The 24,330-nt window shown below is 37.8% G+C and carries 27 protein-coding genes, 4 pseudogenes and 1 riboswitch; of the genes and pseudogenes, 24 read left to right on the top strand and 7 right to left on the bottom strand.

Annotation, left to right across the window (positions count from 1 at the left end):
* The first annotated feature begins 3 nt into the window (after positions 1-3).
* The 4 genes from fdhF to J4G36_RS06980 all read left to right on the top strand — a co-directional run bounded on the left by fdhF (position 4) and on the right by J4G36_RS06980 (position 5,489).
* Complete coding sequence (gene fdhF, locus J4G36_RS06995) at positions 4-2,937, top strand: formate dehydrogenase subunit alpha (RefSeq protein ID WP_210469318.1); 2,934 nt, start codon at positions 4-6, stop codon at positions 2,935-2,937.
* A 6-nt stretch (positions 2,938-2,943) separates the two neighbouring features.
* Positions 2,944-3,426: a helical membrane plugin domain-containing protein gene (locus J4G36_RS06990; RefSeq protein ID WP_210469317.1), complete on the top strand. Its 483-nt coding sequence runs from the start codon at positions 2,944-2,946 to the stop codon at positions 3,424-3,426.
* An 85-nt stretch (positions 3,427-3,511) separates the two neighbouring features.
* The gene (locus tag J4G36_RS06985) at positions 3,512-4,948 is read left to right on the top strand and encodes a DEAD/DEAH box helicase (RefSeq protein ID WP_210469316.1); all 1,437 of its coding nucleotides are present in this window, start codon (positions 3,512-3,514) and stop codon (positions 4,946-4,948) included.
* Positions 4,949-5,027: 79 nt separating this feature from the next.
* Positions 5,028-5,489 (top strand): alpha/beta fold hydrolase, encoded by a 462-nt coding sequence (locus J4G36_RS06980; RefSeq protein ID WP_210469315.1) that lies wholly within the window; start codon positions 5,028-5,030, stop codon positions 5,487-5,489.
* A 67-nt stretch (positions 5,490-5,556) separates the two neighbouring features.
* Here J4G36_RS06980 and J4G36_RS06975 read toward each other — a convergent pair.
* Positions 5,557-5,937: pseudogene (locus J4G36_RS06975) on the bottom strand (MGDG synthase family glycosyltransferase); the annotation flags it as partial.
* Between the two features lie 21 nt (positions 5,938-5,958).
* Complete coding sequence (locus J4G36_RS06970) at positions 5,959-6,099, bottom strand: hypothetical protein (protein ID WP_210469313.1); 141 nt, start codon at positions 6,097-6,099, stop codon at positions 5,959-5,961.
* A gap of 732 nt (positions 6,100-6,831) precedes the next feature.
* Between J4G36_RS06970 and J4G36_RS06965 the strand changes: the two genes are divergently transcribed.
* The 7 genes and pseudogenes from J4G36_RS06965 to J4G36_RS06935 form a co-directional block, all read left to right on the top strand.
* Positions 6,832-7,050: a hypothetical protein gene (locus J4G36_RS06965; RefSeq protein ID WP_210469312.1), complete on the top strand. Its 219-nt coding sequence runs from the start codon at positions 6,832-6,834 to the stop codon at positions 7,048-7,050.
* Between the two features lie 58 nt (positions 7,051-7,108).
* Positions 7,109-7,825, top strand: coding sequence for an ATP-binding cassette domain-containing protein (locus tag J4G36_RS06960; RefSeq protein ID WP_210469311.1), 717 nt, complete (start codon positions 7,109-7,111; stop codon positions 7,823-7,825).
* A complete protein-coding gene (locus J4G36_RS06955; protein WP_210469310.1) occupies positions 7,782-9,158 on the top strand; it encodes a hypothetical protein in 1,377 nt (458 codons plus the stop codon). The genes J4G36_RS06960 and J4G36_RS06955 overlap by 44 nt, the downstream gene beginning before the upstream one ends.
* Positions 9,155-9,439: a hypothetical protein gene (locus J4G36_RS06950; RefSeq protein ID WP_210469309.1), complete on the top strand. Its 285-nt coding sequence runs from the start codon at positions 9,155-9,157 to the stop codon at positions 9,437-9,439. Before J4G36_RS06955 ends, J4G36_RS06950 begins: the two co-directional genes overlap by 4 nt.
* Positions 9,429-9,800 (top strand): metalloprotease family protein, encoded by a 372-nt coding sequence (locus J4G36_RS06945; RefSeq protein WP_210469308.1) that lies wholly within the window; start codon positions 9,429-9,431, stop codon positions 9,798-9,800. The genes J4G36_RS06950 and J4G36_RS06945 overlap by 11 nt, the downstream gene beginning before the upstream one ends.
* Before the next feature lie 21 nt (positions 9,801-9,821).
* Positions 9,822-10,106 (top strand): annotated as a pseudogene (locus J4G36_RS06940) (DUF899 family protein); the annotation flags it as partial.
* Positions 10,107-10,126: 20 nt separating this feature from the next.
* Positions 10,127-10,444 (top strand): annotated as a pseudogene (locus J4G36_RS06935) (DbpA RNA binding domain-containing protein); the annotation flags it as partial.
* Positions 10,445-10,571: 127 nt separating this feature from the next.
* On the opposite strand, the gene J4G36_RS06930 reads toward J4G36_RS06935, so the two are convergent.
* The gene (locus tag J4G36_RS06930) at positions 10,572-11,774 is read right to left on the bottom strand and encodes an AI-2E family transporter (protein ID WP_210469305.1); all 1,203 of its coding nucleotides are present in this window, start codon (positions 11,772-11,774) and stop codon (positions 10,572-10,574) included.
* A 326-nt stretch (positions 11,775-12,100) separates the two neighbouring features.
* Here J4G36_RS06930 and J4G36_RS06925 point away from each other — a divergent pair, with 326 nt between their 5' ends.
* The 5 genes and pseudogenes from J4G36_RS06925 to J4G36_RS06905 all read left to right on the top strand — a co-directional run bounded on the left by J4G36_RS06925 (position 12,101) and on the right by J4G36_RS06905 (position 15,913).
* Entirely contained in the window at positions 12,101-12,997 is an 897-nt protein-coding gene (locus tag J4G36_RS06925) for a DUF899 family protein (protein WP_210469304.1), read from the top strand.
* A 32-nt stretch (positions 12,998-13,029) separates the two neighbouring features.
* Entirely contained in the window at positions 13,030-13,197 is a 168-nt protein-coding gene (locus tag J4G36_RS06920; protein WP_210469303.1) for a zinc ribbon domain-containing protein, read from the top strand.
* A gap of 3 nt (positions 13,198-13,200) precedes the next feature.
* Positions 13,201-13,614, top strand: a complete 414-nt coding sequence (locus J4G36_RS06915) for a hypothetical protein (protein ID WP_210469302.1) — start codon at positions 13,201-13,203, stop codon at positions 13,612-13,614.
* A gap of 103 nt (positions 13,615-13,717) precedes the next feature.
* A riboswitch (SAM riboswitch) is annotated at positions 13,718-13,825 on the top strand.
* A gap of 71 nt (positions 13,826-13,896) precedes the next feature.
* Positions 13,897-14,957 (top strand): annotated as a pseudogene (locus J4G36_RS06910) (LLM class flavin-dependent oxidoreductase).
* Between the two features lie 14 nt (positions 14,958-14,971).
* Positions 14,972-15,913: an ATP-grasp domain-containing protein gene (locus tag J4G36_RS06905; protein WP_210469301.1), complete on the top strand. Its 942-nt coding sequence runs from the start codon at positions 14,972-14,974 to the stop codon at positions 15,911-15,913.
* 68 nt (positions 15,914-15,981) lie between these two features.
* On the opposite strand, the gene J4G36_RS06900 is transcribed toward J4G36_RS06905, so the two are convergent.
* Together J4G36_RS06900 and J4G36_RS18825 are read right to left on the bottom strand one after the other, a co-directional pair.
* The gene (locus J4G36_RS06900) at positions 15,982-16,938 is read right to left on the bottom strand and encodes a polysaccharide deacetylase family protein (RefSeq protein WP_210469300.1); all 957 of its coding nucleotides are present in this window, start codon (positions 16,936-16,938) and stop codon (positions 15,982-15,984) included.
* Positions 16,939-17,002: 64 nt separating this feature from the next.
* Complete coding sequence (locus J4G36_RS18825) at positions 17,003-17,335, bottom strand: DUF5658 family protein (protein WP_368668731.1); 333 nt, start codon at positions 17,333-17,335, stop codon at positions 17,003-17,005.
* Positions 17,336-17,531: 196 nt separating this feature from the next.
* Here J4G36_RS18825 and J4G36_RS06895 point away from each other — a divergent pair, with 196 nt between their 5' ends.
* Positions 17,532-18,056 carry a DUF420 domain-containing protein gene (locus J4G36_RS06895; protein WP_210469299.1) on the top strand — a complete coding sequence of 175 codons (525 nt, stop codon included), beginning with the start codon at positions 17,532-17,534 and terminating at the stop codon, positions 18,054-18,056.
* Positions 18,057-18,125: 69 nt separating this feature from the next.
* Here the strand turns inward: J4G36_RS06895 and J4G36_RS06890 are convergent, their stop codons facing one another.
* Both J4G36_RS06890 and J4G36_RS06885 read right to left on the bottom strand, forming a co-directional pair.
* Positions 18,126-18,842 (bottom strand): 3-ketoacyl-ACP reductase, encoded by a 717-nt coding sequence (locus J4G36_RS06890; protein WP_210469298.1) that lies wholly within the window; start codon positions 18,840-18,842, stop codon positions 18,126-18,128.
* Between the two features lie 90 nt (positions 18,843-18,932).
* Positions 18,933-19,232 carry a DUF3219 family protein gene (locus J4G36_RS06885; RefSeq protein ID WP_210469297.1) on the bottom strand — a complete coding sequence of 100 codons (300 nt, stop codon included), beginning with the start codon at positions 19,230-19,232 and terminating at the stop codon, positions 18,933-18,935.
* Positions 19,233-19,374: 142 nt separating this feature from the next.
* On the opposite strand from J4G36_RS06885, the gene J4G36_RS06880 reads away from it, so the two are divergent.
* From J4G36_RS06880 to J4G36_RS06850, 7 genes are all read left to right on the top strand, one after another.
* The gene (locus J4G36_RS06880) at positions 19,375-19,854 is read left to right on the top strand and encodes a metal-dependent hydrolase (protein ID WP_210469296.1); all 480 of its coding nucleotides are present in this window, start codon (positions 19,375-19,377) and stop codon (positions 19,852-19,854) included.
* A 91-nt stretch (positions 19,855-19,945) separates the two neighbouring features.
* A complete protein-coding gene (locus J4G36_RS06875; protein ID WP_210469295.1) occupies positions 19,946-20,440 on the top strand; it encodes a GNAT family N-acetyltransferase in 495 nt (164 codons plus the stop codon).
* Between the two features lie 193 nt (positions 20,441-20,633).
* Complete coding sequence (locus tag J4G36_RS06870) at positions 20,634-21,080, top strand: GNAT family N-acetyltransferase (RefSeq protein WP_210469294.1); 447 nt, start codon at positions 20,634-20,636, stop codon at positions 21,078-21,080.
* 92 nt (positions 21,081-21,172) lie between these two features.
* A complete protein-coding gene (locus J4G36_RS06865) occupies positions 21,173-21,727 on the top strand; it encodes a GNAT family N-acetyltransferase (RefSeq protein ID WP_210469293.1) in 555 nt (184 codons plus the stop codon).
* 176 nt (positions 21,728-21,903) lie between these two features.
* Positions 21,904-22,830 (top strand): hypothetical protein, encoded by a 927-nt coding sequence (locus J4G36_RS06860; protein ID WP_210469292.1) that lies wholly within the window; start codon positions 21,904-21,906, stop codon positions 22,828-22,830.
* Complete coding sequence (locus tag J4G36_RS06855) at positions 22,823-23,266, top strand: ASCH domain-containing protein (protein WP_210469291.1); 444 nt, start codon at positions 22,823-22,825, stop codon at positions 23,264-23,266. Before J4G36_RS06860 ends, J4G36_RS06855 begins: the two co-directional genes overlap by 8 nt.
* 157 nt (positions 23,267-23,423) lie before the next feature.
* On the top strand, positions 23,424-24,290 hold the full coding sequence (locus tag J4G36_RS06850; RefSeq protein WP_210469290.1) for a mechanosensitive ion channel family protein: 867 nt from the start codon (positions 23,424-23,426) through the stop codon (positions 24,288-24,290).
* Positions 24,291-24,330: the final 40 nt, after the last annotated feature.

Below are 24,330 nucleotides of genomic sequence, written 5' to 3'. Positions count from 1 at the left end.
TCAGTGACAATTAAAATTGATGGGGAGAATTTTAACTTTCAAGATGGAATGACAATACTTCAAGTAATCAATGCATTTAAAATTGAACACCCGCAAATTTGTTATTTGCCAGAAGTAGATCCGATTGAAACATGCGATACGTGCATAGTAGAAGTAGATGGCAATCTGTTACGCGCTTGTTCAACCAAAGCCGTTTCAGGAATGAATATCTCACTTTCATCCCGGGCGGCGAAGGAAGCGCAGACAGAAGCGATGGACCGGATTCTTGAAAATCATTTACTCTATTGTACAGTATGCGACAACAATAATGGTAACTGCAAAATACACAACACAGTTGACATGATGGAAATTGAACACCAAAAATACCCTTATGAGCCGAAGTGCACAGAGGACAGTGTCGACTTTACACATCCATTTTACCGTTACGATCCAAATCAGTGCATTGCATGTGGCCAATGTGTAGAGGCTTGCCAAAACTTGCAAGTGAACGAAACGTTGACGATGGATTGGGAAAGGGACCGCCCGATTGTTTTATGGGATAATGGCGCGAAGATCAATGATTCGTCCTGTGTGGGGTGCGGACATTGTGTAACAGTATGTCCGTGTAATGCGCTAATGGAGAAATCAATGCTCGGTGAAGCTGGATTCATGACCGGAATGAAAGAAGAAGTTATGTCGCCATTGATTGATCTAGTTAAAAATGTTGAGCCCGGATACAGTGGAATCATGGCGGTTTCCGAGGCAGAAGCAGCGATGCGTGAGACAAGAACCAAAAAGACTAAAACGGTTTGTACATTTTGTGGGGTGGGTTGTACTTTTGAAGTGTGGACGAAAGACCGCAAGATTTTGAAAATCCAACCCGTTTCGGAGGCACCTGTAAATGCAATTTCCACTTGCGTTAAGGGGAAGTTCGGTTGGGATTTTGTTAATAGCGAAGAACGGCTAACAACACCATTAATTCGTCAAGGTGAGTCATTTGTTGAAGCGACATGGCAGGAAGCACTTGACCTGGTTGCATTAAGACTTGGCGAAATTAATAAAGAGCATGGAAAAGATGGGGTTGGAATCATTTCTTCCTCGAAGATTACGAATGAAGAAAACTACGTCGTTCAAAAACTAGCACGTCAAGTATTCGAAACGAATAATGTGGATAATTGTTCGCGCTACTGCCAATCACCTGCGACAGACGGATTATTTCGTACGGTAGGAATGGGCGGGGATGCCGGCACGATTAAAGATATTTCCGAGGCAGGTCTTGTCATCATTATCGGTGCGAACCCGGCTGAAGGCCACCCTGTTTTAGCTACACGCGTGAAGCGAGCGAATAAATTACATGGCCAGAAATTGGTTGTCGCGGATTTACGGAAACATGAGATGGCCGAGCGTTCAAATATTTTTATCAGTCCGAAACAAGGAACAGACCAAGTGTGGCTCATGGCCGTGACAAAATATATGATTGATCAAGGCTGGCATGATGAAGAATTTATAAAGGAAAATGTTCATTCATTTGATGAATTTAAAGAAGTATTGAAGAAATATACACTAGATTACGCGGAAAAAGTTACTGGCGTCTCAACAACCCAGCTCGTCGAAACCGCAGAAATGATTCATCAAGCGGACGGCACATGTATTTTATGGGGAATGGGTGTGACTCAAAATACAGGCGGTTCGGATACATCCGCAGCTATTTCGAATTTGCTACTTGCTACTGGGAATTATCGTCGTCCTGGTGCGGGCGCTTATCCGCTACGGGGGCATAATAACGTGCAAGGTGCCTGTGATATGGGATCGCTTCCAGGATGGCTACCAGGTTATCAGCATGTAACGGATGAAAAAGCTCGCCTAAAGTTTGAAGCAGCTTATGGCGTCAAAATCGACCATAAACCTGGACTTGATAATATACAAATGCTTCAAGCGGTGGAGGAAGATATGATGAAAGCGATGTATATTGTCGGTGAAGATATGGCGCTCGTCGATTCGAATGCGAATTACGTGCATGATATGCTATCTAAATTGGATTTTTTAGTTGTTCAAGACATATTCTTTTCGAGAACAGCGCAATATGCAGATGTGATTTTACCGGCAGTTCCATCGCTTGAAAAAGACGGGACATTTACGAATACGGAAAGACGCGTACAGCGATTATACAAAGCACTTCCTGAATTGGGACAAGGAAGGGCAGATTGGTGGATTATTCAAGAAGTTGCCAATCGACTGGGTGCGGATTGGAGCTATAGCCACCCAAGTGAAATTTTTGCGGAGATGGCAAGTTTATCGCCACTCTTTAGTCAAGCGGATTATAGCGTGATGGAAAACTGGGATAGTTTTTTATGGGGAAGTTTAGATGGTTCGAGCACACCTTTACTTTTCGAGGATGGGTTTAATTTCCCTGACAGGAAAGCACGTTTTGCATTATCGGATTGGGTAGAGCCAGTGGAGTTTCCGATAGAATTTGACCTCCATATTAATAATGGGCGATTGCTTGAGCATTTTCATGAAGGAAATTTAACAAATAAATCGGACGGGATCCAATCTAAGGTGCCTGAAGTATTCGTGGAAGTCTCTCCCAAGCTGGCAAAAGAGCGCGGTGTGCAAAGCGGTTCCATTGTACGTCTAGTTTCACCGTATGGCGCATTAAGGCTGCCTGCACTGGTAACGGATCGGGTTAAAGAAAACGAACTTTTTTTACCGATGAATTCAGTAGAAAAAGAGTCGGCCATTAACTTTTTGACTGGCCCTGCAGTTGATGAACGCACAAATACACCTGCCTTTAAACAGACGATGGTACGGATGGAAGTGATTCAACGAGCTGGAAAATCTCCATTGCCAAAATCAAATCATCGAAATAAAAAACGCAATCCAAGGCCGGGGATTGAAGTGGAGAAAAAATGGGCGAAACCAGGATATATCCACTTAACGACAAATAATGAGGAGTGATGTTCTATGGCAGCACCAATTACTTCTATTAAACTGAAAGAATTAATAGCGGAAGAAATTCAAAGTGAGAAACTGTTAGAGCTGCAATTATTGCTGACCAAACAAGAACAAGCGATTAACAAACTTCTTGAAATAACTGGTGATTTGGATGACGCTGGCGTGTTGGATGCAGTGAAAGCGATGGTCAAAGCGAAAGATGAAATCGCTGAAATTGCAGTTGACCAAGTATCCCGTGAGCCAGTGACTAATTTGGTCAATCATGTAATAAATGCATCCAGCATGCTGACTGCGATAAGTCCGGATGTTACAGCAAAACTAGCTGCAAGTGTACAAAGTGGGCTGAATGAAGCGGAATTACATGATGGAAACAGTGAAACAATTGGTGTCTTTGATTTGATCAAGTCATTAAAAGATCCTGATGTCAACCGTGCTGTTAAATTCGGATTACATTTCTTGCAAGGGATGGGAAAGGGACTAGATGGGGAATAATAGTAGCATGATACGCCTTAATTCCTTTTCTCTAACTCCCGTATGTGGGATAATGTAAGAAGATGAAAGGTTGGTTAGAAAAAGCATGACATTTAAAGATTATAAATTAAGCACTGAGATTATTCGGGCGTTGGATAAGCTCGGGTATACAACACCTACAGAAGTACAGGGAAAAGTAGTGCCGTTCGCGCTTCAAAGCAAAGATTTAGTCGTCAAATCACAGACGGGAAGCGGAAAGACAGCAGCATTTGGAATTCCAATTTGTGAAATGGTCGATTGGGAAGAAAATAAACCACAAGCTTTGATTTTGACGCCAACGCGTGAACTTGCTGATCAAGTGAAAACAGACATTACGAATATTGGTCGTTTCAAAAGGATTCGTGCGGCGGCTGTGTACGGAAAACATCCATTTAATTATCAAAAAGAAGAGCTCAGACAGAAGTGTCATGTTGTCGTCGGAACGCCTGGTCGTGTATTTGACCATATTGAAAAAGGGACGCTTGTACTTGATGAAGTAAAGTGTTTAGTTCTCGATGAAGCAGATGAAATGTTGAATATGGGCTTTATCGATCAAGTTGAATCGATTATTAATAGAGTGCCGAAAGACAGAATGACGATGTTTTTTTCCGCGACACTTCCGGAAAATGTTGAAAAACTAGGTCGAAACTATTTAAAAGATCCAAAACATATCGAAATTAAGTCGACAGTCACATTGGCCGATAATATCGACCACTCATTATTTATTGTTGACGAACAAAAAAAGTTCGATTTATTGCGTGATGTAACAATCGTTGAGAATCCGGATAGCTGCATATTATTTTGTAGAACAAAAGACCGCGTAGATGAACTGACTACGCAACTCGAAAAACTGCATTACACATGCGATAAGCTTCACGGCGGCATGATGCAAGAAGACCGGTTTGCAGTTATGGATGAATTTAAGCGCGGGGAATTCCGCTATTTAGTTGCGACTGATGTAGCGGCACGAGGAATTGATATTGACAGCATTACGCACGTGATTAACTATGATGTCCCGCTTGAAAATGAAAGTTATGTACACAGAGTCGGCAGAACTGGACGTGCTGGTAAAAAAGGGAAGGCGATTACGTTCGCAACACCTAACGAGGATAGGTTCCTTGCAGAAATAGAAAACTATATTGGATTCGAAATTCCAAGAAGAAAGGAACCATCGCGACAATCCATTAATGATGCGATGGATGCATTTACCCTGAAATTGGAAAGCCTGCCTGAAATTAAAAGAGATAAAAGCGAGTTAGTGAACCAAGATATTATGAAGTTGTATTTCAACGGCGGAAAGAAGAAAAAGCTACGTGCTTTCGATTTTGTCGGTACAATTACAAGTATTCCAGGCATTACCGCTGAAGATATCGGCATCATTAAAATCCAAGACACCGTGACTTATATTGATATTTTAAATGGTAAAGGGAAGTTAGTGTTAGCTGAGATGAAGACGAAGACGGTTAAAGGGAAAATTTTAAAAGTTCATAAAGCGAAGAAATAAATAGTGTCAAGCTCTCTTGAAAATAGAGTGTCTGACCATTTTCTTATATGAAAAATTCAACCAAAAGGTGTAGTTGCAAATGATATTACATACTACGATGGTAGGAGAAGGAAAGCCCATCCTATTTCTTCATACTGGATTACAAACCGGCATGCTAGATTTTGTTTATCAACGAAATTATTTTAAAGAACACAACTATCAAGTCATACTGCCTGATTTGAGAGGCCACGGTATGTCTAAAGTGGATGAAATTAATATCTTAACTTACATTGAGGATTCCGCAGAAGATCTATATGAAACGCTAGATCATCTAGCAATCGAACATGTACATATTGTAGGTGCGTCACTAGGTGCATTAGTCGGTTTGGTATTTTCCAAACAATATCCTGAACGAGTAGCTAGTTTGACACTATCTGGTATCATTCCTGAAAAGCCATATAATTGGATAGAATTGCAAGCTCAAGACCTGAAAATGCAAGCGTCAGTCTTGAAAAATGAAGGAGGGGGAAATCCTTCTGTTTTATCCAGTTATATAACTTAGTATTTTTTCCGAAAAGCACTGTATATTATTTTCCCTGGAGGTTGAAGTGTATTAATAAAGGTTTTCATTAGACCTGTTCCAAGATTTCCACCTGATAGCAATACCGAAAATGCCCTTCTGATTTTTGGACTTTAGGATACTCGTTAAATTGATCATGAATCGGAATCCCCGTAATAAGAACATGGTCAGATTCGACTCCGCGCTCAATCAAAACTTCCTTTATTTCTTTATTCGGGATGAAATGATAATCGATAAATTCTATTCCCCATTTTTGGTTAATGAAATAATCAGTATAGACATTAATAACAGGGATCGATATTTTCACCTGCTGTTTTAAATGATTTAATAAATATGAAGGTAATGCATGTGTACAAATGATAAGTTGAGGATTCTTTTCTATTATCAGCTTTTCCATCCAATATAAAAATAGCCATTCATACATATGAAACCGTTTTTCCTCATTTTTAGTTCATGCTTCTGCAAGACTTTTTTCATCTTTCAATGCTACGTACGACATCACATCTTCCATCACACTGTCATGGATCATCCTCAACAAGTTCATTTTCCCCTCTGTTGCGCCGGCAACTTTCTCACCCGTAGACCAGTGCAAAACGAAACCAATGATTGCACGCCCTTTTTCTCTTCCGTATACCAAACCTTAAATTCTGTATGTTCATTAAGTTCTTCAATAACGCCGTGTTATTTTGAGAACTCTTAACATCCTCTACACCAAAAAGAAACTGCTATTACTTCCAGTGTTAGATTAGGCATAGCCTAATGTTTGGATGATAGCAAGTTTTTTTGAAAAAGTACGATTTTGTACCTATAGAAAAGTAAAAAAGGTACAGTCTTGTACCCTGTTAAAAATGTTTAATTCTCGTCTTTATATTTCCTTCTGGCCAAATAAAAAAATCGTTAATAGACGAATCAAGACTAGTCACTATCAGAGACTTTTTACATAATCCGAGGATCTGTTGAAACATTTTTTTGTTTCAATGGGCTACAGGATTCCAACAACGAAACGAAGTGAAGGCGCTAGAAATACTTTTCATGAGATAACAGGAGAATAACACGCTAAGATTGAAGGTATAGGTGAGGTGATTGGAATGAATGAATGTGGAATGCAAAGGAATTATCTCTAAATTTAGATATAAATACGAAATAAACGCTATTTGCGTCATTTTATAGAAGAAAAATAGGGAAAGATGCCCATTTAGTTCGGGGATGATTTGATATAAGATGAAATTGGAAGAAGACAGAATTTTCCTTCTCTTACTAATGCCATAGTCTTTATGGATTTTTTTCCTCTTCTTCACTTTTACTAGAAAGGAGGTCCTTCACAATGACTGCAGTGTTCACATCTTATCAGCTATCACTTGAAGAGAAGTTTTTAAATGTAATTGAAAACAAATGGTTCTGGTTGGTCTTTGCTTTAATTTTACTTGTTGGTGTGTTTGCATACGCGTTTTATTGTACAAGTCGTGGTTATAGCTTTAACGGAGGTGTTAAACTTAACTGGCCAAAAATTTGGCAAATGGGAATTGCCTGTAAAGCTTCTTAACTTACTTATAGAGGAGTGGGGGTTCTTTGACCCCCTCTTTATTAGGAGACGATTATTCATGTTAGAGATTCAGAACTTATCAAAAAAGTTTAGAAAACAAGTTATCATCGATAATCTAAGTACAAACTTCTCTAAAACAGGAATCACTGTCATCGTCGGAATCAACGGGAGTGGTAAAACCACTTTGTTGAATATGGTTACTAACCTGCTTCAGCCGGATTCGGGTCAGATTTTACTGGACGAGTTAAATCCAGGTAGTCGTGAATATAAATCGAAGTTTTTTTATCTCCCCTCTGATTTTTATTTGCCAGGTTACATGACTGGTAAAGAATATGCCCATTTTGTTTTAAGTCGATATGATACAAGCAATTATGATCAATTACCAATTCTATTAAATATTTTAGATATGACGCCAAGCCAAAACAAGACGATTGAGTCCTATTCTTTTGGGATGAAAAAGAAAATCCAAATTGCAGTTGCGATTGCTGCCAATACTGATTATATCATTGCAGATGAAATCTTGGGAGGACTCGACTTTGATACCGTGATTCTCGTCCAAGAAATTTTCGCTGCAATCAGCAATAAGAAAAAAATTATCATCGTTTCTCATGAACGCAACACCATTGATCGGTTTCCCGAGGATGTGCGCCTCATGCGCAAAGGTACACTGACTTCCTTTACAGGGTCTCCAGAAGAGCTAACAAAATTTATTAAGCAGGAGGGCGTCTTACATGACAAACTCATTGAAATTCAAAAACATTTTATGTATTCTTAAGTTTTTTTATAACGATACGTTCCACGGTTTGTTTAACCGACCATTCTTTAAGAGCAAAGTCAATCGCTATGGATTAATTCTAATCCTAACTCTTCTCTATCTCGGTTACTTTTACTTTAACATGGTTCAACTCGCCACTTTAAGCAAGAACATTCAAGACATTAATAGCGCGGAACTCATGATTTCAGCAAAAATGACACTGAGTAGTTATTTCAATGTCGTCTTAATCTTAAGTGCCTTTCTGTTTATATTAATTAATTCAACGGTCAGCTTGAATAAAAATTCCTTGTTTTTCGCTAAAACGCTCCCGTTCTCCGAAAAAGAAGTTAGTGTCAGCCAAATGATTTTTAAGTTAAGTGTTGCTTTAGCCTTCTTTGAATTGATAATTATCATTGTCGCACCGGCGCTTAAACTTATATCGATGAACATCTTCACAGCAGGCCTTGTACTCATGACGCTTCATACGCTGTTCATTGCTAGTTTTTTTACATTTGAATTGTTATATGCTTTCGTCTTGAAAGATACTACAGGTACGAAAAGACTTTTGTTCACTTTTTCTCTCGATTTTTTGATCATCGTACTCGTTACAGTTCATTTTTTGGTCATCCGCTTTAAAATAGACGCTTGGACCAGTGTGCAAAAAGAATCTATTCTTCAAATGACATCCATCGTCTTCTTCACTAGCCTTATGATTGGGACAATTGTCTATCTATTAAATGCCATATTTTTCGCAAAAGACAATATATATGTACAATCAAATTACTTCAAACTTGGGCTACCGGCGTTTAATATTGGGCTAGCGACCACGATGCCTGCCATTGTGCGGAGTAAAAATTTTCTTTACTTTTGGGCATTGTTGATTGTCATCTCCATAGGTTCATTCATTCAAAATGGACTGAACGGTACGCTCCAACTGTGGCTATTCTTATTACCCATCCTTGGCATCGTAGCGATTACCTATGCAGATGCTACGATTTCCATTCGCAAGTTATTCAGCATCTACAAGATTAGTCCGTTGACAGAACTTGTTTCTTTACTTGGGGTATCCATCATCTTGATGTCCCCAGCTCTATATGTCGGAATCGCAGAGACGCAAAGTCTTGACCCCTATATGTACGGCATCAATATCTTTTTTGTCGCGACAATTACAGGATTTCTATTTCCCAAGTCGCAAAGTAACGTCAATGAGACCATCGCATCCGTATTAACATTAGTCATTGTCATTATTTTATCTGCGCTGATCAGCATTGAAGGAGCCTTGTATCCTTCCCTTCTTATACTACTATGTGTTCTATATTTAATCTTAAAGAAAGAATATGAGGTGGCAAAATGAAAATCACAAAGTACATCGGAATTGGAACGGTAATCTGGTCAATCGTCTTCTTAATCGATTACATTTACGAGCTGTTTAAAATCACTGAAACAAGTGTCGTCACGACTTTTGCAGGATTACGCATCTCAACTGTCATGACTAAGGAGGAGTTGAACACCCACTTCTCACTTACATGGCAGGCTTTAGTCATGTATCTCGGTTTCTTGATTGTTTTCGTTTTGCTCGCAGTACTCATCAACTCAAAAAAACATCAAAACATCAAAAAATCTTATGACAACTGAAACAGTTCTCGTTCTTTTTAACTACGTCTTTATCGTCATTAGCATTGTTGTTCTTCATGAAGCAATTCATTGGGCGTTCGCTCTATTATTTCGGAGAGACCCCACTCTCAAATTCGAACATTTTTTTACGCCAGTGATCACCTACAAAAACAATCAATCGGATACTCAAAACTTGATCATTTCAGCTTCGGCTCCCTTAATTCTTTTCACTGTAGGTCTTTTGATTGAAAGTGATAGCGGGATGCTCGTGATGATCAAATTAATGTGCTTGGCTAACTTTTTTAATTTACTTCCCGTAACAGCGGATGGCCAAATGATATTGTTATCGCTACTTAACATGCTTAAGAAAAAGCAAACATGAAAGACAAACCATTATTATGAGTTTGAGTTAACCAACAATGAGAAAGTCTCTTTATTGAATCCATTTGGTGATAACAATGAATTATTTGTCGTTCATAATATGGGGAAAGGTTGCTCACATTGTACAATGTGTGCAGATGGTTTTAATGGGGTTAATCATCACTTGGCTGACAAGGCAAGTTTTGTCGTTGCTTCTCCAGATGTACCAGATGTCCAAGAGAATTTTGCAACGGAGCGAAAATGGCGATTTTCTATGATTTCAGTAAAAGGTAGTTCATTCACTGAGAATCTAGGTTACCAAAAGTGAAAAAGTATTCTCCCTGACGTTTCGAAATTCCACAAAGAAAAGCGCCTTCAAGACAGTCCGTTGCTGAAGCGATGGAGGATTTTACTAAAAAGTTGGAAAGTCTGCCTGAATTGAAAAGAGACAAAAGCGAATTAGTGAACCAAGATATTATGAAGTTATATTTTAACGGTGGAAAAAAGAAAAAAATACGTGCTTTCGACTTCGTCGGTACAATTACAAGTATTCCAGGCATTTCAGCTGAGGATATCGGCATCATTAAAATCCAAGACACCGTGACATATATAGATATTTTAAACGGTAAAGGGAAAACTTTAAAAGTTCATAAAGCGAAGAAATAAATGAAATGTCAGACCTCCAACAAAATGGAGTGTCTGACATTTTTTTGCTTTAATAATATTAAAATAATTCACCAGATATGTTGCTAGTGAACCGAACCTACCATTGTTAGGTAAAGTCTTTTCACTTTTATTTTTTTCTTTCCCCAATAGCCACTGTCGGTTTAGGGGCTGGATTATAGTCATGCTCATACAAGCCTGAATTCAACTGGTACCATTTAAATAGGTGTTCAAAAATCACTTTTATAACAGCGTACGCTGGAATACCAAGAATCACACCAGGAATACCAAATAATTTACCAGCCGTCAGTAAAACGACAATAATTGTTACTGGATGTATTTTCAAATTACTCCCCAAAATCAATGGTTGTATTAGTCGTCCCTCAAGTGTTTGTTCAATGGCGAAAACAATTATAACTTTAACAAGCATCGCAGGTGAAGCCACTAATGCGATGATTAAGATCGGAATAATTGCCAGAAACGAACCCAAATAAGGAATTAAATTTAATACACCAGCCAGGATTGCTAATAACACCGCATACTCAAGACCGATAATTGCAAACCCAATCCAAAACATTAGTGCAACAAAAAAAGCTACTAATAACTGGCCACGGATATATTGACTAATTTGCGTATTGATTTCTTTTAATAGGTTATACGTACTTAAGCGCATCTTTGTCGGAATGAATTTCATTGTATAGTAAGGTAAATTCCGACCATCTTTTAGCAGAAAGAACAAAATAATAGGCATCGTAATAAGTGCGATTACAATGTTAGTCATTGTTCCTAGCACACTGCCAATTCCAGAAAAGGTTGAATTCACGACACTGTTTGTCTGCTCGGAAACGGATTTTATAATGCTTTGATTCACATCGGCCAATTGATTCTGTAATTGGGAAAATATGTTACTTCTCAATAAATTATCGAATTGAGAAATGACTTTGTCCCAATAAGCCGGCCAGTTTTCAATAAGACGCATTGTCTCCTCACGTATGATTGGAATTAAGATGATAATCCCCCACACAACCAAACCAATAATGACCATAAAGACAATCGCTATTCCAGCAATACGTGGTATTTTCTTTTTTTCCATCCAATCAATCAAAGGATTTACCAAATAAAATAAAATACCCGCCATCAAAATTGGTAATCCAATCACACTGAAAAATCCTTTGATTGGATTAAATACATATGTGATTTTTGAAAGTAGGAGAAGGTTTAGAAAAACCAATAATGAGACCAGTAAAATTGTTACAACTTTATTATTTAAAAACCATTTCCAAAACCAAGTAGCAACAGTTTTTACATTTATTTTGTCTTTTTCTGGCTCCATTTTTTGTGCCTCCTGTTATATAATCATTGTTTACCACATTGTACCATGAGGTTGTGATTCACGAAAAAAAGAGCACTATTAATGCTATCAGTTATTTTCTCATGCACTCATCAAAAAGGTAGAATTCGATTATCTACATAATTTGTCGATAGATGAAACTATATTGTCATTGAAACGTAAAACAGTAAATGGTGTATAAAATATCTCGAAAAAAGAGAGCCTATCAATTTGTTATACTAATCACAAGAGAATAATTGTAGATTACATATTACAAAGGGAAAGGAGTTTAAAGTCATGGTAGATTAAAAATAAGGAGGTAGATAGTTATGGAAAGAAGTAACTTATTAAGTCAAATCGAACAACTGGAAAGAGAAATCTATGAGAAGAAAAAACAACTTTCAAACTTGAGACAGTCAGTCCCTGAACAACAAGTCAGGAACTATGAGTTTGAATTAACCGGTAACAAGAAAGTCTCTTTATTCGATTTATTTGGCGATAAAAATGAGTTGTTTGTCGTTCATAATATGGGGAAGAGTTGCTCGTATTGTACAATGTGGGCTGATGGTTTTAATGGGATTTATCATCATTTGATTGACCAAGCAAGTTTTGTTGTGGCGTCTCCAGATGCACCAGAAGTACAAGAGAATTTTGCAGCGGAGCGAAAATGGCGATTTCCCATGATTTCAGTAAAAGAAAGTTTATTCACTAAGGAACTAGGTTTCCAAAAGGGAAAAAGTATGTTGCCAGGCGTTTCGACATTTCGTAAAGATGATCAAGGTCTTATTTATCTTCATGCACAAGCACCGTTTGGACCCGGGGATGATTATTGTGTTACTTGGTCATTATTCGATCTTCTCCCTTCAGGCGCAAAAGATGTAGAAGTGAAGAATAAAATACTCACCGATTCCGACTTCCAGTTGACAAATAATATTGCAATTGGCGTCACTAATTATGAAGATGCAATTCAATTTTATAAAACGATTTTTGGGATGAAAGTTGAAAAAACCATTGAAAATGAAACAATGCTTTCAATGAGCGGTGTTAATTTCTTCATCGAAAAGGGCGATAGTAATAATGTGTTCTTCGAATTTGCTGTCGGTAATATTGATTCAGCAAAATGTGTTCTACTAGAGAACGGATGCAAAATTACTATGGAATACAATGAAAAAAGTTTAATGATTACCGATCCATTTGGGATGAGGTTTCATTTATTTGAATCATAATCTAAACCTATAAAAAGAAAAGGGGTAATCTTATGAGTTTAAGACCTTGTCCGTCATGCGGAAACAACGTGTCCAAACAAGCAGAATTCTGTCCGAATTGTGGACATACATTTGTAAGTAAAGAAAAGAGTAACGGAATTACATTTTGGGGTATAGTAGGTGCGGTCGTTGTAGCAATCCTCATTATCTCATTTTGTTAAAGGATGCTGAATAAAATCTATCATTTATTCAAAACAAGCAAACTTTTACGATTGAGTTTTTCTGCTGGATTTGGAGCATTTTCACTTTACACATTGAATAAATTTTACTTGAGGGATTTACTAAATTGGTCATTTGGAAAGTATTATTTAAATGACGTACTTGCAGGCCTACTTATTGTGGGGATTGTTAATATACTTTCGATTTATGGAAATCAAAGAAGACTTTTGCTAATTAAATTGCCGCGAATACTCGTATTCACTTTACTTTGCGGCATGTTTTGGGAGTATGTAACTCCAGTTTATTTACATTATAGTGTCTCGGATCCTTTCGATGTTGCGGCGTATATGTTTGGCGGACTTTGTTATTGGATTATAATTCGCATGAACCCAGTAAATAGACCGAACAGTTATAACTAACACTAACTTCTTGTTAATCCAAAGAGTTTAGTGTTTTTTATCTATAACTGTTGACTTAATCCCTAGTTATCATATAGGATTAATTATGAAAACAGAATATATATTCTTATCAAGAGTGGTGGAGGGATAGGCCCTATGAAACCCGGCAACCGTTTGCAAATTGCAATCAGGTGCTAAATCCAACGGAGCATTCTGTTCCGAAAGATGAGATGAAGGTTGCGACCTGCAAAAACTTCTTCTTATCGAAGAGGTTTTTTATTATTTCAAAAGGAGCTGGATGAAATGAAGTATGGATTTTGGTTACCTATTTTCGGAGGATGGTTACGGAATGTAGAGAATGAAGAAATGCCGCCAACATTCGAATATGCGAAAAAAGTAATTCAAGCTGGTGAAAGACTAGGTTTTGATACGACATTAATAGCTGAGCTATATTTAAATGATATTAAAGGTCCAGAAAGTGATAGTTTGGAAGCTTGGTCAACGGCTGCTGCACTTGCGGCTGTGACTGATAAAATAGAAATTATGGCAGCTGTGAGGCCAGCGTTTCACAACCCGGCTGTGACAGCGAAAATGACTGCAAATATCGATCATATAAGTAATGGTCGTTTTACATTAAACGTCGTTTCGGCTTGGTGGTAAGAAGAAGCAAAACAATACGGTGGTAATTTTACGGAGCACGACGAACGTTATGAACGAACATCGGAATTTTTAGATGTTTTAAAAGGACTCTGGACTGAAGAAGTCTTTAATTATGAAGGAAAATATTACACGATTGAAAATGCACGCATGCACCCTAAACCTGTTCAACGTCCGAATCCAATTTTGTATGCGGGCGGGGAAAGTAAACGGGGTAAGGAAACGATTGTTGAATCGTGCGATGCGCATGTTATGCACGGCGGAACAGTTGAAGAAGTCCAAGCAAAAGTAGATGATATGAAAAAGTTACGTTCAGATGCAGTGAAAGAGCCGTTTAGTTCGTTTGGATTGGCCGCTTATGTTGTATGCCGTGATACAGAAGAGGAAGTTCAAGAGGAACTCGCTAAAATCACATCTATAAAAGAAACTAGTGGCTATGCAGGTTATAAAGATTTCACAGGAAACTCCGAACTCGAACAGCAAGTAAAGTTGTATGATTACTCTGTATCGAACCGGGGTCTAAGACCAAATTTAATCGGTACGCCTGAACAAATTGCCGGGAGAATCCTAGAATTTGAGAAAGTAGGCGTTGATTTACTGCTCATTTACTGCTCTTGCAATTTTCTCCTCAACTTGAAGAAATGGAACGTTTTTCGAGAGATGTTATGCCTATAGTGGAAAGAAAAAGACAATTGGTCACAAAATAAAGGGGGTTATTTAAATGAGTAAAATATATATCATTCACGAGAATAGTGAATGGACGACGCATTTAACAAAACGGCTTGAGGAACTTGATGTGCCATACGAAGAATGGCATCTTGATCAGGGCATTGTCAATTTGACGGAAGAACCTCCTGAGGGGATTTTTTATAACCGGATGAGCGCATCATCACATACGCGTGGGCATCGATTTGCACCAGAACTTGCTTCTGCGACATTAGCTTGGCTGGAACATCATAACCGGGTAATCTTTAATGGGAGCAATGCATTGCGACTTGAGTTAAGTAAAGTCCTTCAATACACAGCGCTCAACGCGGCTGGGATTCAGACACCAAAAACGATTGCGACAGTTGGGAAGGAGAATATTTTCCAAGCTGCTGTGGAACTTGGAGAAGGGTCCTTTATAACAAAGCATAACCGGGCCGGAAAAGGACTTGGCGTCCGATTGTTTCATTCTTCGGAAGCGCTGCGTGAGTATGTCGACGGTACGTCTTTTGAAGAACCCGTTGACGGCATTACATTGATTCAGCAATATATCCAAGCGCCTCAGCCATTTATTACTCGGTGCGAATTCATCGACGGTAAATTCTTGTATGCGGTGAAAGTCGATACCTCCGAAGGATTTGAACTTTGTCCCGCGGATGCCTGTCAAATTGATGACATATTTTGCCCAACTGGGGAATCAAATCAGGAAGAAGCGCAGCCGAAATTTGAGATCATAGAAGATTTTAACGACCCGATCATTGAAAAGTACGAGCGATTTCTAATGGATAATAATATTAAAGTAGCTGGCATCGAATTTATTCGTAATGATGAAGGGGAAATATTCACTTATGATGTGAATACAAATACAAATTATAATGCCGATGCTGAAAAAGTTGCGGGGAAATTTGGAATGCTTGAATTGGCAGAAGTGTTAAAAGAGGCTTTAACTAAACCTTAGAAATTAATAGGCCTATTCATAAAAAATACCCTAGAAACTGCAGTTTTCAGCTTCTAGGGTTTTATCTGTTATTGGGGCGTAATTCGTTCCTCACTCATTAATTCAGAAACTGTTCCGAGGACATAACCTTTTTCTTGAATGTCCCGAATCATGCTGTCCAAACCTTCTGCCGTAGGTCTTGTCGGATGCATTAAAATCATCGTCCCATTTTCGACCTGGGAAGTGACGCGCTTAACCATTTCAGCAGTCGAAGGATTCCTCCAATCAACCGTATCGGCCGTCCAAAGAATTGTCATCATACCCAGATTGCGGGCTACTGTAATTGTTTCTTGTTTGAAACTGCCGCTTGGAGGAGCGAACCATATAGGCTTAACGCCTAGCGTTTCTTCAATTACATCATTGGTCTTTTTTAACTCGTTCTCAGTTTCCTTTGGCGATTTATGTTTAAGGTCGGGATGGCTATAGGCGTGGTTGCCGATTTCATGATTTTCATTAAAGATTTGTTTTGCCAAGTCAGGGTTCTTTTTCACCCAGCTGCCATCGAAAAAAAATGTTGCTTTCACCTTATGTTCGTCCAATGTCTTTAATATTTGCGGAATGAATTCGTTCCCCCAAGCAACATTGATCAGTAATGTCACCATTGGTTTTTCTGGATTGCCTCTATAAATCGGGGAAGGTGGCAAATCTGTTAAATGAATTTTTGGAGAAACTTCTTTAAATACAAGTTTTTTAGCATCAAACGTGCTGCTCTCCCACATTGCCAGATAGCTTTCTTGTACATCAATCGTTAATCCATTATAGCCGGGAATTGCTTTCCAAATTCGATCAAGTTTTGCATCGATGGGTTCGGCATTATTCTTGTTGGCATAGGTTCGAATTTCATCTAACAAATTCGGACTTTCATTATGTGTTGTCACCATAGTGGGTCGTTGTAGTTCATTCACGGGAGACGGTTTCGTAATAAATTCAAGGGAAAGAACGACAAGACCAATATATAATACGGAAAGTAGGATTGTTTTTTTCATAATATCCTCCGGCTGTTATTTCCGTATTTATTCCCCAAATTACATATTCAATACGCAATATTGTTTAAGTATTAATTGCCAATGAAATCCAGAAAAGATGGAGGCAAATCACGAAAATATAAAGGAGAACGGTAAAACTAAGTAATACTTTTAAATACTTTTTGGTTTGTATCTTGGATAGAAAAGATAGAAGAAATAGTGGAAGACTGATTTTAAATGCGTAAAAACCAATTACGCTTTTATCATAGAGACCCTTCATAATTGGATTTGCTTCCTGAATATGATTCTGGCGAATACCGATATCGGTGAATAAAGAATCTAAGAAGGCTAATAATATTAGCGATAGTACAACATATTGAAAGTTTATTCGTGTAGGAACTTTGGGACTAGCATCCACAGCGTTACTCCTTTCTTTTTATAGTTACTTCGTTTACTTATGCTGTGTATATCAGTCATTGTTTATTCTTAATCTATTCAAGTCGTGTAGGTAAAAGAATTGACAGCTTTTCGAACTTTCTTTATAAAACGGCAGGAACTAACCATTTGTGATAAAATTTCTTAATAGGATTAGAGAGAGTGGAGTGAAAGTATTTATGAATAAAAAACGTAATTATAGACCGTTAATTATTACACTATCAATCATATTAATTGGAGCTATCGGAGTTTTATCGGGAATGCCGGGGGCTGAGGATTTTGATGCGTTTGATGTTACAATTCTGCCGCTCATGAATGCGATATTTAATACCTTTACATTCTTATTTTTAGTTGGCGCACTGATCGCAATTTTAAAGAAAAATGTAACTGTGCATCGTCGTTTTATCTATGCGGCATTCGTGACAACGTTTCTATTCTTGATTTCATATGTTATGTTTCATTATCTGTCGCCATCAACACCTTTTGGCGGAGAAGGATTTATCGCAGGATTTTATTACTTCATATTAATCACGCATATTATCCTTGCAGCAGCAATTGTTCCTTTAGCGCTAACAAGTGTTGCACGTGCATGGAATATGGAAAATGAACGCCACCGAAAAATCGCGCGTTGGACAATGCCGATTTGGTTATATGTGAGTTTAACGGGTGTGCTAGTTTATATTTTGATTTCACCTTATTATTAATAGGTGAGCGAAAAACTAAACACAAAAACGCCTTCTAGATTTTTCTAGAAGGCGTTTTTTTGTGAAATATTATGGGTTTGTTGACCATAATCCAGCAGATTTAATGAAGACTCGTGGGTGCAGTTTTAACTGAGCAACCATCAATTCAGCAAGATCCTCTGGTTGCATAACGTTTTCTGGATTTCCGTCAGTCAGATTTTCAGCAAATGCTAAGTCGGTAGCAACCGTACTTGGTGTCAATGCAGTTACACGAATATTATGCTTTCGAACCTCTTGCATAAGAGATTCCGTAAGACCTAGCAGTCCAAATTTCGATGCACTGTACGCGCTAGTTACCGCGCCGCCTCTTTCGCCAGCAGTCGATGAAATATTAATAATATCACCTGAGCTTTGTTCAATCATGCCAGGAAGCACAGCTCTGGTAACGTAATAGGTGCCCATCAAGTTTATATCAATCATATTTTTGAAATCCTCGGGGGATTGTTCAAGAAACTTAGCGAACTTCCCGATTCCCGCATTATTAATTAAAATATCGATTGAGCCAAGTTCAGATTTTATGTGATCGACAGCTGCGATGACAGACTCGTTATCCGATACATCAGCAGTCGCCATTGTCACCTGAACATCGTATTCTTCAAGTTCTTTAACAACATTCTCCAAGTTAGCGGGTGTTCGACCAACAAGTCCAAGGTTGATGCCTTCTTTCGCGAAAGCGATTGCTGTTGCTCGCCCGATACCTCTTCCGGCTCCAGTTATTAAAGCTGTTTTACCTTTTAAGTTTTGCATGCTTTATTCTCCTTCGTCTTAAATAATTCACCAGTAATAGTGTACCAAATTCAAGATAGGTAAACTAAACAAGCGTCTTAACAAGCGAAATTACAACCGTTCTATTAGATCTAGTTTGAAATCACCTACTTGATTTTCTTTGTATAGATTCGTGATGGAAGTTGAGTAGGAATGAATGGTTGCAGGAAATTCAAGTTCTTTTTCAGGAACCTTGACATGGAAGTTCATCTGATAGAGCAGTGTAGTGATATCATGATACTCTTCGCTTGTTACCTTGAAATTAAAACTGATTTTCCGAAATTTCTTGCCTGTGACTTTATCGTTAACCCATTCTTCATGAAAATCAGTGATGGAAAAGGATACATCGTTCAAAAATACTTGCTGGACCATAAAATTTTCACCTCACATGAGTTATGAAACATTTTACTATAAATAGCGTGTGGTTTCATTTACCCCGCCCTTGCAATGCTATTATTATCCATTTCGTTTATACTAAGTAAGAACAGATTTTTACTATAAAAGGAGAATAAGCATGACAGGAAAGACACATATCATAGGCGGGATTGCAGCAAGTCTTGCTTATGCACAATTTACAAATCATGATCCACTTATTATGGTTGGGGCAGGAATCATAGGCGCACTGCTTCCAGATATTTGCCACGGAGGCAGCAAAATCGGAAAGAAATTACCGATTTTATCGAAAATCATAAATGCACTATTTGGGCATCGTACATTTACGCATAGCATACTATTTCTAGTTATTATCGCGTGGTTACTAAACTCATTTGTTCCAAGCGATGCAGTAATAGCTGGAGTTCTGGCGGGCATGGTAAGCCATTATGTATTGGATATGGCTACGAAAAACGGGATTAAATTATTTTTTCCGTTGAGCATGACAGTGCGTTTTCCATTGACAACAAGAACTGGGAGCAAGATTGAAGGTCTTGTGTTTAGTATTTTAGCGCTACTATCGTTTTACTATGGGTATCAAGCTTTTAGTTATTATTTATGAAATTAATCCAAGAAAAGTTTGTAAATTAGAACACGTAAATCAACGCTGTGTTCGAATAAATAATCAGCTATTATAAAAGGAAGTGTGAGTTGTGAGTAGTCACCTCGTGTTGGAAGAGTATTCAATTAAATATCAAGATGAAGTAATAGATTTGATACTTGATATTCAGCAAAAAGAGTACAATGTTGCCATAACAAAAGATGATCAACCTGACTTACTAACGATTGAAGATTTTTATAAGACGGGTAATGGAAACTTCTGGGTAGCAATTCTAGACAATACAGTAATTGGTACAATTAGTCTGTTGGATATAGGAAATCAAGAATCGGCATTAAGAAAAATGTTTGTGAAGAAGGAATATAGAGGTCCAAAATATCAAACTGCAAGCCGCTTGCTGGATAATGCTTTAAGATGGGCAAAAGAAAAATCGGTAAATGCAGTATATCTGGGAACAACCCCACAATTTGTTGCTGCTCACAGATTTTATGAAAAAAATGGATTTGAAAGTATAAAAATTGAACAGTTGCATACAAGCTTTCCAGTATTAGTTGTTGACAAAAAGTTCTGCAAATATTTGATTAGTTAACTTTAATCACTTTCGTCAATATTAGAACGGGTGATGTTAGTTAATGCATCCAAAATTGATACCCCAAAAATGATTCGCTGCGTATTTGACGTATGCGGATCATTTTTTTATTTGGTTAAGAATGAAGGTTATTCCGAAGCATACATTGAACATAACTATACAATGGAAATTAAATATAGGGGGTGAAGAAAAGATGGAATTTAAAGTGGAACAAGTGGAAGATATTAATCTGATAGATATATCGCGATTGGTGCAGGAAAGCGAACAAGAAGGGTATCGGTTTTTAACTCGTCTAGTCAATGATTATCAGGATAGCAGTAATACGTTTGATAAACCTGGAGAGGCTTTGTTTTTTATTCAGAATGATTCGGGAGAAGTTGTTGCGATTGGTGGGGTGAATCAATCACCTTTTTCTGATGATAAAGATGTTGCACGATTACAAAGATTTTATGTAGCAGCGGATGCAAGGCGGCAAGGTGTGGGTTCTATACTATTAGAAGAAATTGTCCGTCATTCACGTGATACGTTTCGTGAAATGACTGTCCGAACTGAATCTTCAAAGGCAGATGCTTTTTACCTGGCCAATGGTTTTAAGTTAGATGATTCCACATCAGAGACGACGCATATGATTTCGTTGTAAAGGATTTTTATAAAGAAAGTGGGGCGTTTGTATGTGACTACGCCCCAATTCGAAATAAGCGCTCATACTTCGACGGGAAAGGAATGACTGAAATGATTATTCGTAAAGCTGATAGTAAAGATATCCCAGGAATCGCAAAAGTCCATGTAGATAGTTGGCGAACGACATATAAAGGAATTGTACCCGATACATATTTAAATAATCTTACCTACGAGAGCCGTGAGCAAATCTGGAAACACGGAATTGAAACAAATCATGTGTACATAGCGGAAGATGAGAACGGCCTAATTGTTGGATTTGCGACTGGTGGAAAAGAGTGTACAGGAAAGTATGAGGCATATAAAGGGGAGTTGTATGCCATATATCTATTGGAAAGACAGCAAGGAAAAGGGCTTGGGCAAAAGCTTTTCAAGTCAGTCGTGGACGATTTGAAAGATCATAAGCTGAACTCAATGCTCATTTGGGCATTAGAAGAAAATCCTGCATGTCTTTTTTATGAAAATCTAGGCGGAAAGAAAATAGATACGACTGAAATTGAAATTGATGGTCAGGAATTTAGCGAAATAGCATTTGGTTGGGATGATTTATCTAGAAGTGGGATATTCGGGAAGGATGGGATAAATGAAAAGGTTGAAAAGAATTGTTAAGATCTTTTTTTTGTATCGTTATCAAATTGGCAAGAACTACTTACAGACTATGTCGGTCAACTTGAACGAGGTCGGTATATGTTATTAGATGTTGGACATTATGTCCATGCGTGGGAATCAAAGTTGATTGCAGGCGTAATTGATAAATTTATCAAGGAAAACTGAAGGGGTTTGACATGAGCGTAATTACACAAAAACAAATTAGAAAAAGTAACGACCAATTAAAGCAATTCGTTCAAAAGGTATTTTCGAAACATAGGGATTTGGAACGAAATTTTATATCAAGTATGAACAGCAAGATGAATACTGGCGTATATGCCATCGATGATGAAAGTGGGGTGGTCGTAGTGGCTACTACGCATCAATCAACTTGGCATCCACATTGTGTATACGTCCGACTTGCTTACGATTTCAACCGAGTTAACAACGGTTCGCTTCACTTAATGATTGATAAGTTAAAAGAACAAATTGTTCAACCGTTATTTTTCTTGATTGATAACCGATTTGAAGGTTTGGATGAAGTCTTGTTAAATAAGGGAATGCGGCTTATTAGAAAAACGGAAGTGATTCTGATTAGACCGCGAAAATGTGAGGTACTAACGAATGGCCGTAAGGTTAAAGCGATTTCAGAAATTAGTAATGAGCCTATCCTGATGACTAGTCTATTTGAATTATGTAAAAGAACCTATACAGAAACCCATTTAGATAATCCTGTTGGTGATTTTCCAATTGCTAGTTGGGAAGGCATCATCATGGAAGATATGAAAGAGGACAATAGCTATGTTGTGATAAACGAAAACAAAGTCATTGCCTATAGTTTCATGTATCCAGTAGATGCTCGTAATTGGGAAATAGGTTGGATAGGTACACAGGATCGTACGGAAATGAATTTGTTAGATTTACTCATATCCAAGCAGCTTAAAGATGCTGTTAGGTCGGGCATCAAAACAATCGAAAAAGAAATAGACTCAACCTGTCCCTTCTCTATGCATATTGTGGAGTCCTTAACTTATGAAGCTTCAGAGACATGGTCTGCATTTATGTCGAAAATTGAAGTAATGGAATCATTTACCGCTAAAAAGGAGATTGTTGATCATGAATGAAGCAGCAAAAAGCTATTGGGATGAATATTGGCAGGACGGGGAGAAACCAGTTCATTTTAGCGCATGGATGTTTGGAGTTTCACCAGATGAACTTGCACAACTTGTAATTGAGGGAAAGAAAACTGCAACATGCTCGGGCCATGTTTTTTATGAAATAGAAAATGAGCCATTGCCTATGGTTGGCGAATACAGCATAGTCTTAAACAGTAAGGAACAGCCGGTCGCGATGATCAAAATTGTTGAAGTATCAATTGTACCAATGAATGAAGTGACAGAAGAATTTGCGGTTGCTGAGGGCGAAGGTCCTTATGAAGCATGGAAATCAGCTCATGAGGAATTCTTTACAAGTGAATTACAAACAGTTGGACTTGAATTTAGCGATGATATGCTCCTCGTTTGCGAAAGGTTTACATTAATTGATGTAAAGGATTCGTGAAGAATGAAAATTTGAAAGGAGGCAGTTATGTGAAAATTATTCGAATGAATAAAGTAACATAAGTGGCTGAGACAAGAAGAAATTAGTAGTGGCTTTATCAAACGCAATCATTCATGGTATTATAAATTATTATTAATAGAAAAGGGTTTTGTTTTTGATGAGTAAGTTTTTTGATTCGGTCCAACATTTTTTTGAGGTTGATTTTTCAGGTGTGAAGTCATATTTCATTTCACTAGCATTAACCATTGTTATTACCTATCTTATTATTGTAGCTTTCAGGAAGATTCTGCGGCAAATATTCAAACGCACAACTCTTTTAGAAGAGAAGAAAAAAGAAACGATTGAAAGTGTCGTCAAAAATACGTCTACGTACATATTCGCCATCATTATCCTGATAGCGGCGATTAAACCGTTCGTTGGCGGGTTAAAGGAAGTCGTGTTGGCTGGGGGAATTATTGCCGCTGTTATTGGGTTTGGAGCACAAAAATTAATCAATGATTTAATCAGTGGGATTTTTATTATTTTTGAAGGTACGATTAAACGTGGAGATTTTATTCACGTGAACGGAGAACCAGATGGCGGGACAGTTGAAGAATTAGGGTTCAGAATTGTGAAGATACGATTAATTAACGGGAAGCTATTGACGATTTCCAATGGTGAGATTCTAAAAATGGTCAATGGCTCAGTTGAAAAGAGACGTATTTTTGAAAGCATAATTGTTTCGTTTAACCAAGATCCTAGTGTCGTCAAAGTGCTCTTGCAAGAAGTGTGTGATGAACTCAATGAGAAGCAGTTAGACAAATTATTAGTGGATAAACTTACAGGTGAATTCGTGGAATTGTATAAAATATATGGGTTGCATTCCATTGATACAAGCCCTTTCGGGTATAAATTTTCCATCGTGGCCACTGTTAATGATGTCGATTATTTAGATGCTGCTATGGAAGCGAAAGAAATCTTAGCTCAAAAGCTTTACGATAATAAAATAAAAATGGCAGAGCAATTGATTAATAAAGGCTATTAAAATATTTTTTCCGGACAGTCAGCATACTATATTGAAGTAC

It is taken from the genome of Sporosarcina sp. 6E9 (genome assembly GCF_017921835.1).
In the GTDB taxonomy this organism is placed as follows: domain Bacteria; phylum Bacillota; class Bacilli; order Bacillales_A; family Planococcaceae; genus Sporosarcina.
Note: the sequence above shows the minus strand (reverse complement) of the source record. Positions and strands in the feature narration are given on the sequence as shown.

Bases quoted from the DNA above. Each gene is read 5' to 3' on its own strand.
- J4G36_RS06990 (WP_210469317.1), top strand. From the start codon at position 2,944: ATGGCAGCACCAATTACTTCTATTAAACTGAAAGAATTAATAGCGGAA.
- J4G36_RS06985 (WP_210469316.1), top strand. From the start codon at position 3,512: ATGACATTTAAAGATTATAAATTAAGCACTGAGATTATTCGGGCGTTG.
- J4G36_RS06980 (WP_210469315.1), top strand. From the start codon at position 5,028: ATGATATTACATACTACGATGGTAGGAGAAGGAAAGCCCATCCTATTT.
- J4G36_RS06965 (WP_210469312.1), top strand. From the start codon at position 6,832: ATGACTGCAGTGTTCACATCTTATCAGCTATCACTTGAAGAGAAGTTT.
- J4G36_RS06960 (WP_210469311.1), top strand. From the start codon at position 7,109: ATGTTAGAGATTCAGAACTTATCAAAAAAGTTTAGAAAACAAGTTATC.
- J4G36_RS06955 (WP_210469310.1), top strand. From the start codon at position 7,782: ATGACAAACTCATTGAAATTCAAAAACATTTTATGTATTCTTAAGTTT.
- J4G36_RS06950 (WP_210469309.1), top strand. From the start codon at position 9,155: ATGAAAATCACAAAGTACATCGGAATTGGAACGGTAATCTGGTCAATC.
- J4G36_RS06945 (WP_210469308.1), top strand. From the start codon at position 9,429: ATGACAACTGAAACAGTTCTCGTTCTTTTTAACTACGTCTTTATCGTC.
- J4G36_RS06930 (WP_210469305.1), bottom strand. From the start codon at position 11,774: ATGGAGCCAGAAAAAGACAAAATAAATGTAAAAACTGTTGCTACTTGG.
- J4G36_RS06925 (WP_210469304.1), top strand. From the start codon at position 12,101: ATGGAAAGAAGTAACTTATTAAGTCAAATCGAACAACTGGAAAGAGAA.
- J4G36_RS06920 (WP_210469303.1), top strand. From the start codon at position 13,030: ATGAGTTTAAGACCTTGTCCGTCATGCGGAAACAACGTGTCCAAACAA.
- J4G36_RS06915 (WP_210469302.1), top strand. From the start codon at position 13,201: ATGCTGAATAAAATCTATCATTTATTCAAAACAAGCAAACTTTTACGA.
- J4G36_RS06905 (WP_210469301.1), top strand. From the start codon at position 14,972: ATGAGTAAAATATATATCATTCACGAGAATAGTGAATGGACGACGCAT.
- J4G36_RS06900 (WP_210469300.1), bottom strand. From the start codon at position 16,938: ATGAAAAAAACAATCCTACTTTCCGTATTATATATTGGTCTTGTCGTT.
- J4G36_RS06895 (WP_210469299.1), top strand. From the start codon at position 17,532: ATGAATAAAAAACGTAATTATAGACCGTTAATTATTACACTATCAATC.
- J4G36_RS06890 (WP_210469298.1), bottom strand. From the start codon at position 18,842: ATGCAAAACTTAAAAGGTAAAACAGCTTTAATAACTGGAGCCGGAAGA.
- J4G36_RS06885 (WP_210469297.1), bottom strand. From the start codon at position 19,232: ATGGTCCAGCAAGTATTTTTGAACGATGTATCCTTTTCCATCACTGAT.
- J4G36_RS06880 (WP_210469296.1), top strand. From the start codon at position 19,375: ATGACAGGAAAGACACATATCATAGGCGGGATTGCAGCAAGTCTTGCT.
- J4G36_RS06870 (WP_210469294.1), top strand. From the start codon at position 20,634: ATGGAATTTAAAGTGGAACAAGTGGAAGATATTAATCTGATAGATATA.
- J4G36_RS06865 (WP_210469293.1), top strand. From the start codon at position 21,173: ATGATTATTCGTAAAGCTGATAGTAAAGATATCCCAGGAATCGCAAAA.
- J4G36_RS06860 (WP_210469292.1), top strand. From the start codon at position 21,904: ATGAGCGTAATTACACAAAAACAAATTAGAAAAAGTAACGACCAATTA.
- J4G36_RS06855 (WP_210469291.1), top strand. From the start codon at position 22,823: ATGAATGAAGCAGCAAAAAGCTATTGGGATGAATATTGGCAGGACGGG.
- J4G36_RS06850 (WP_210469290.1), top strand. From the start codon at position 23,424: ATGAGTAAGTTTTTTGATTCGGTCCAACATTTTTTTGAGGTTGATTTT.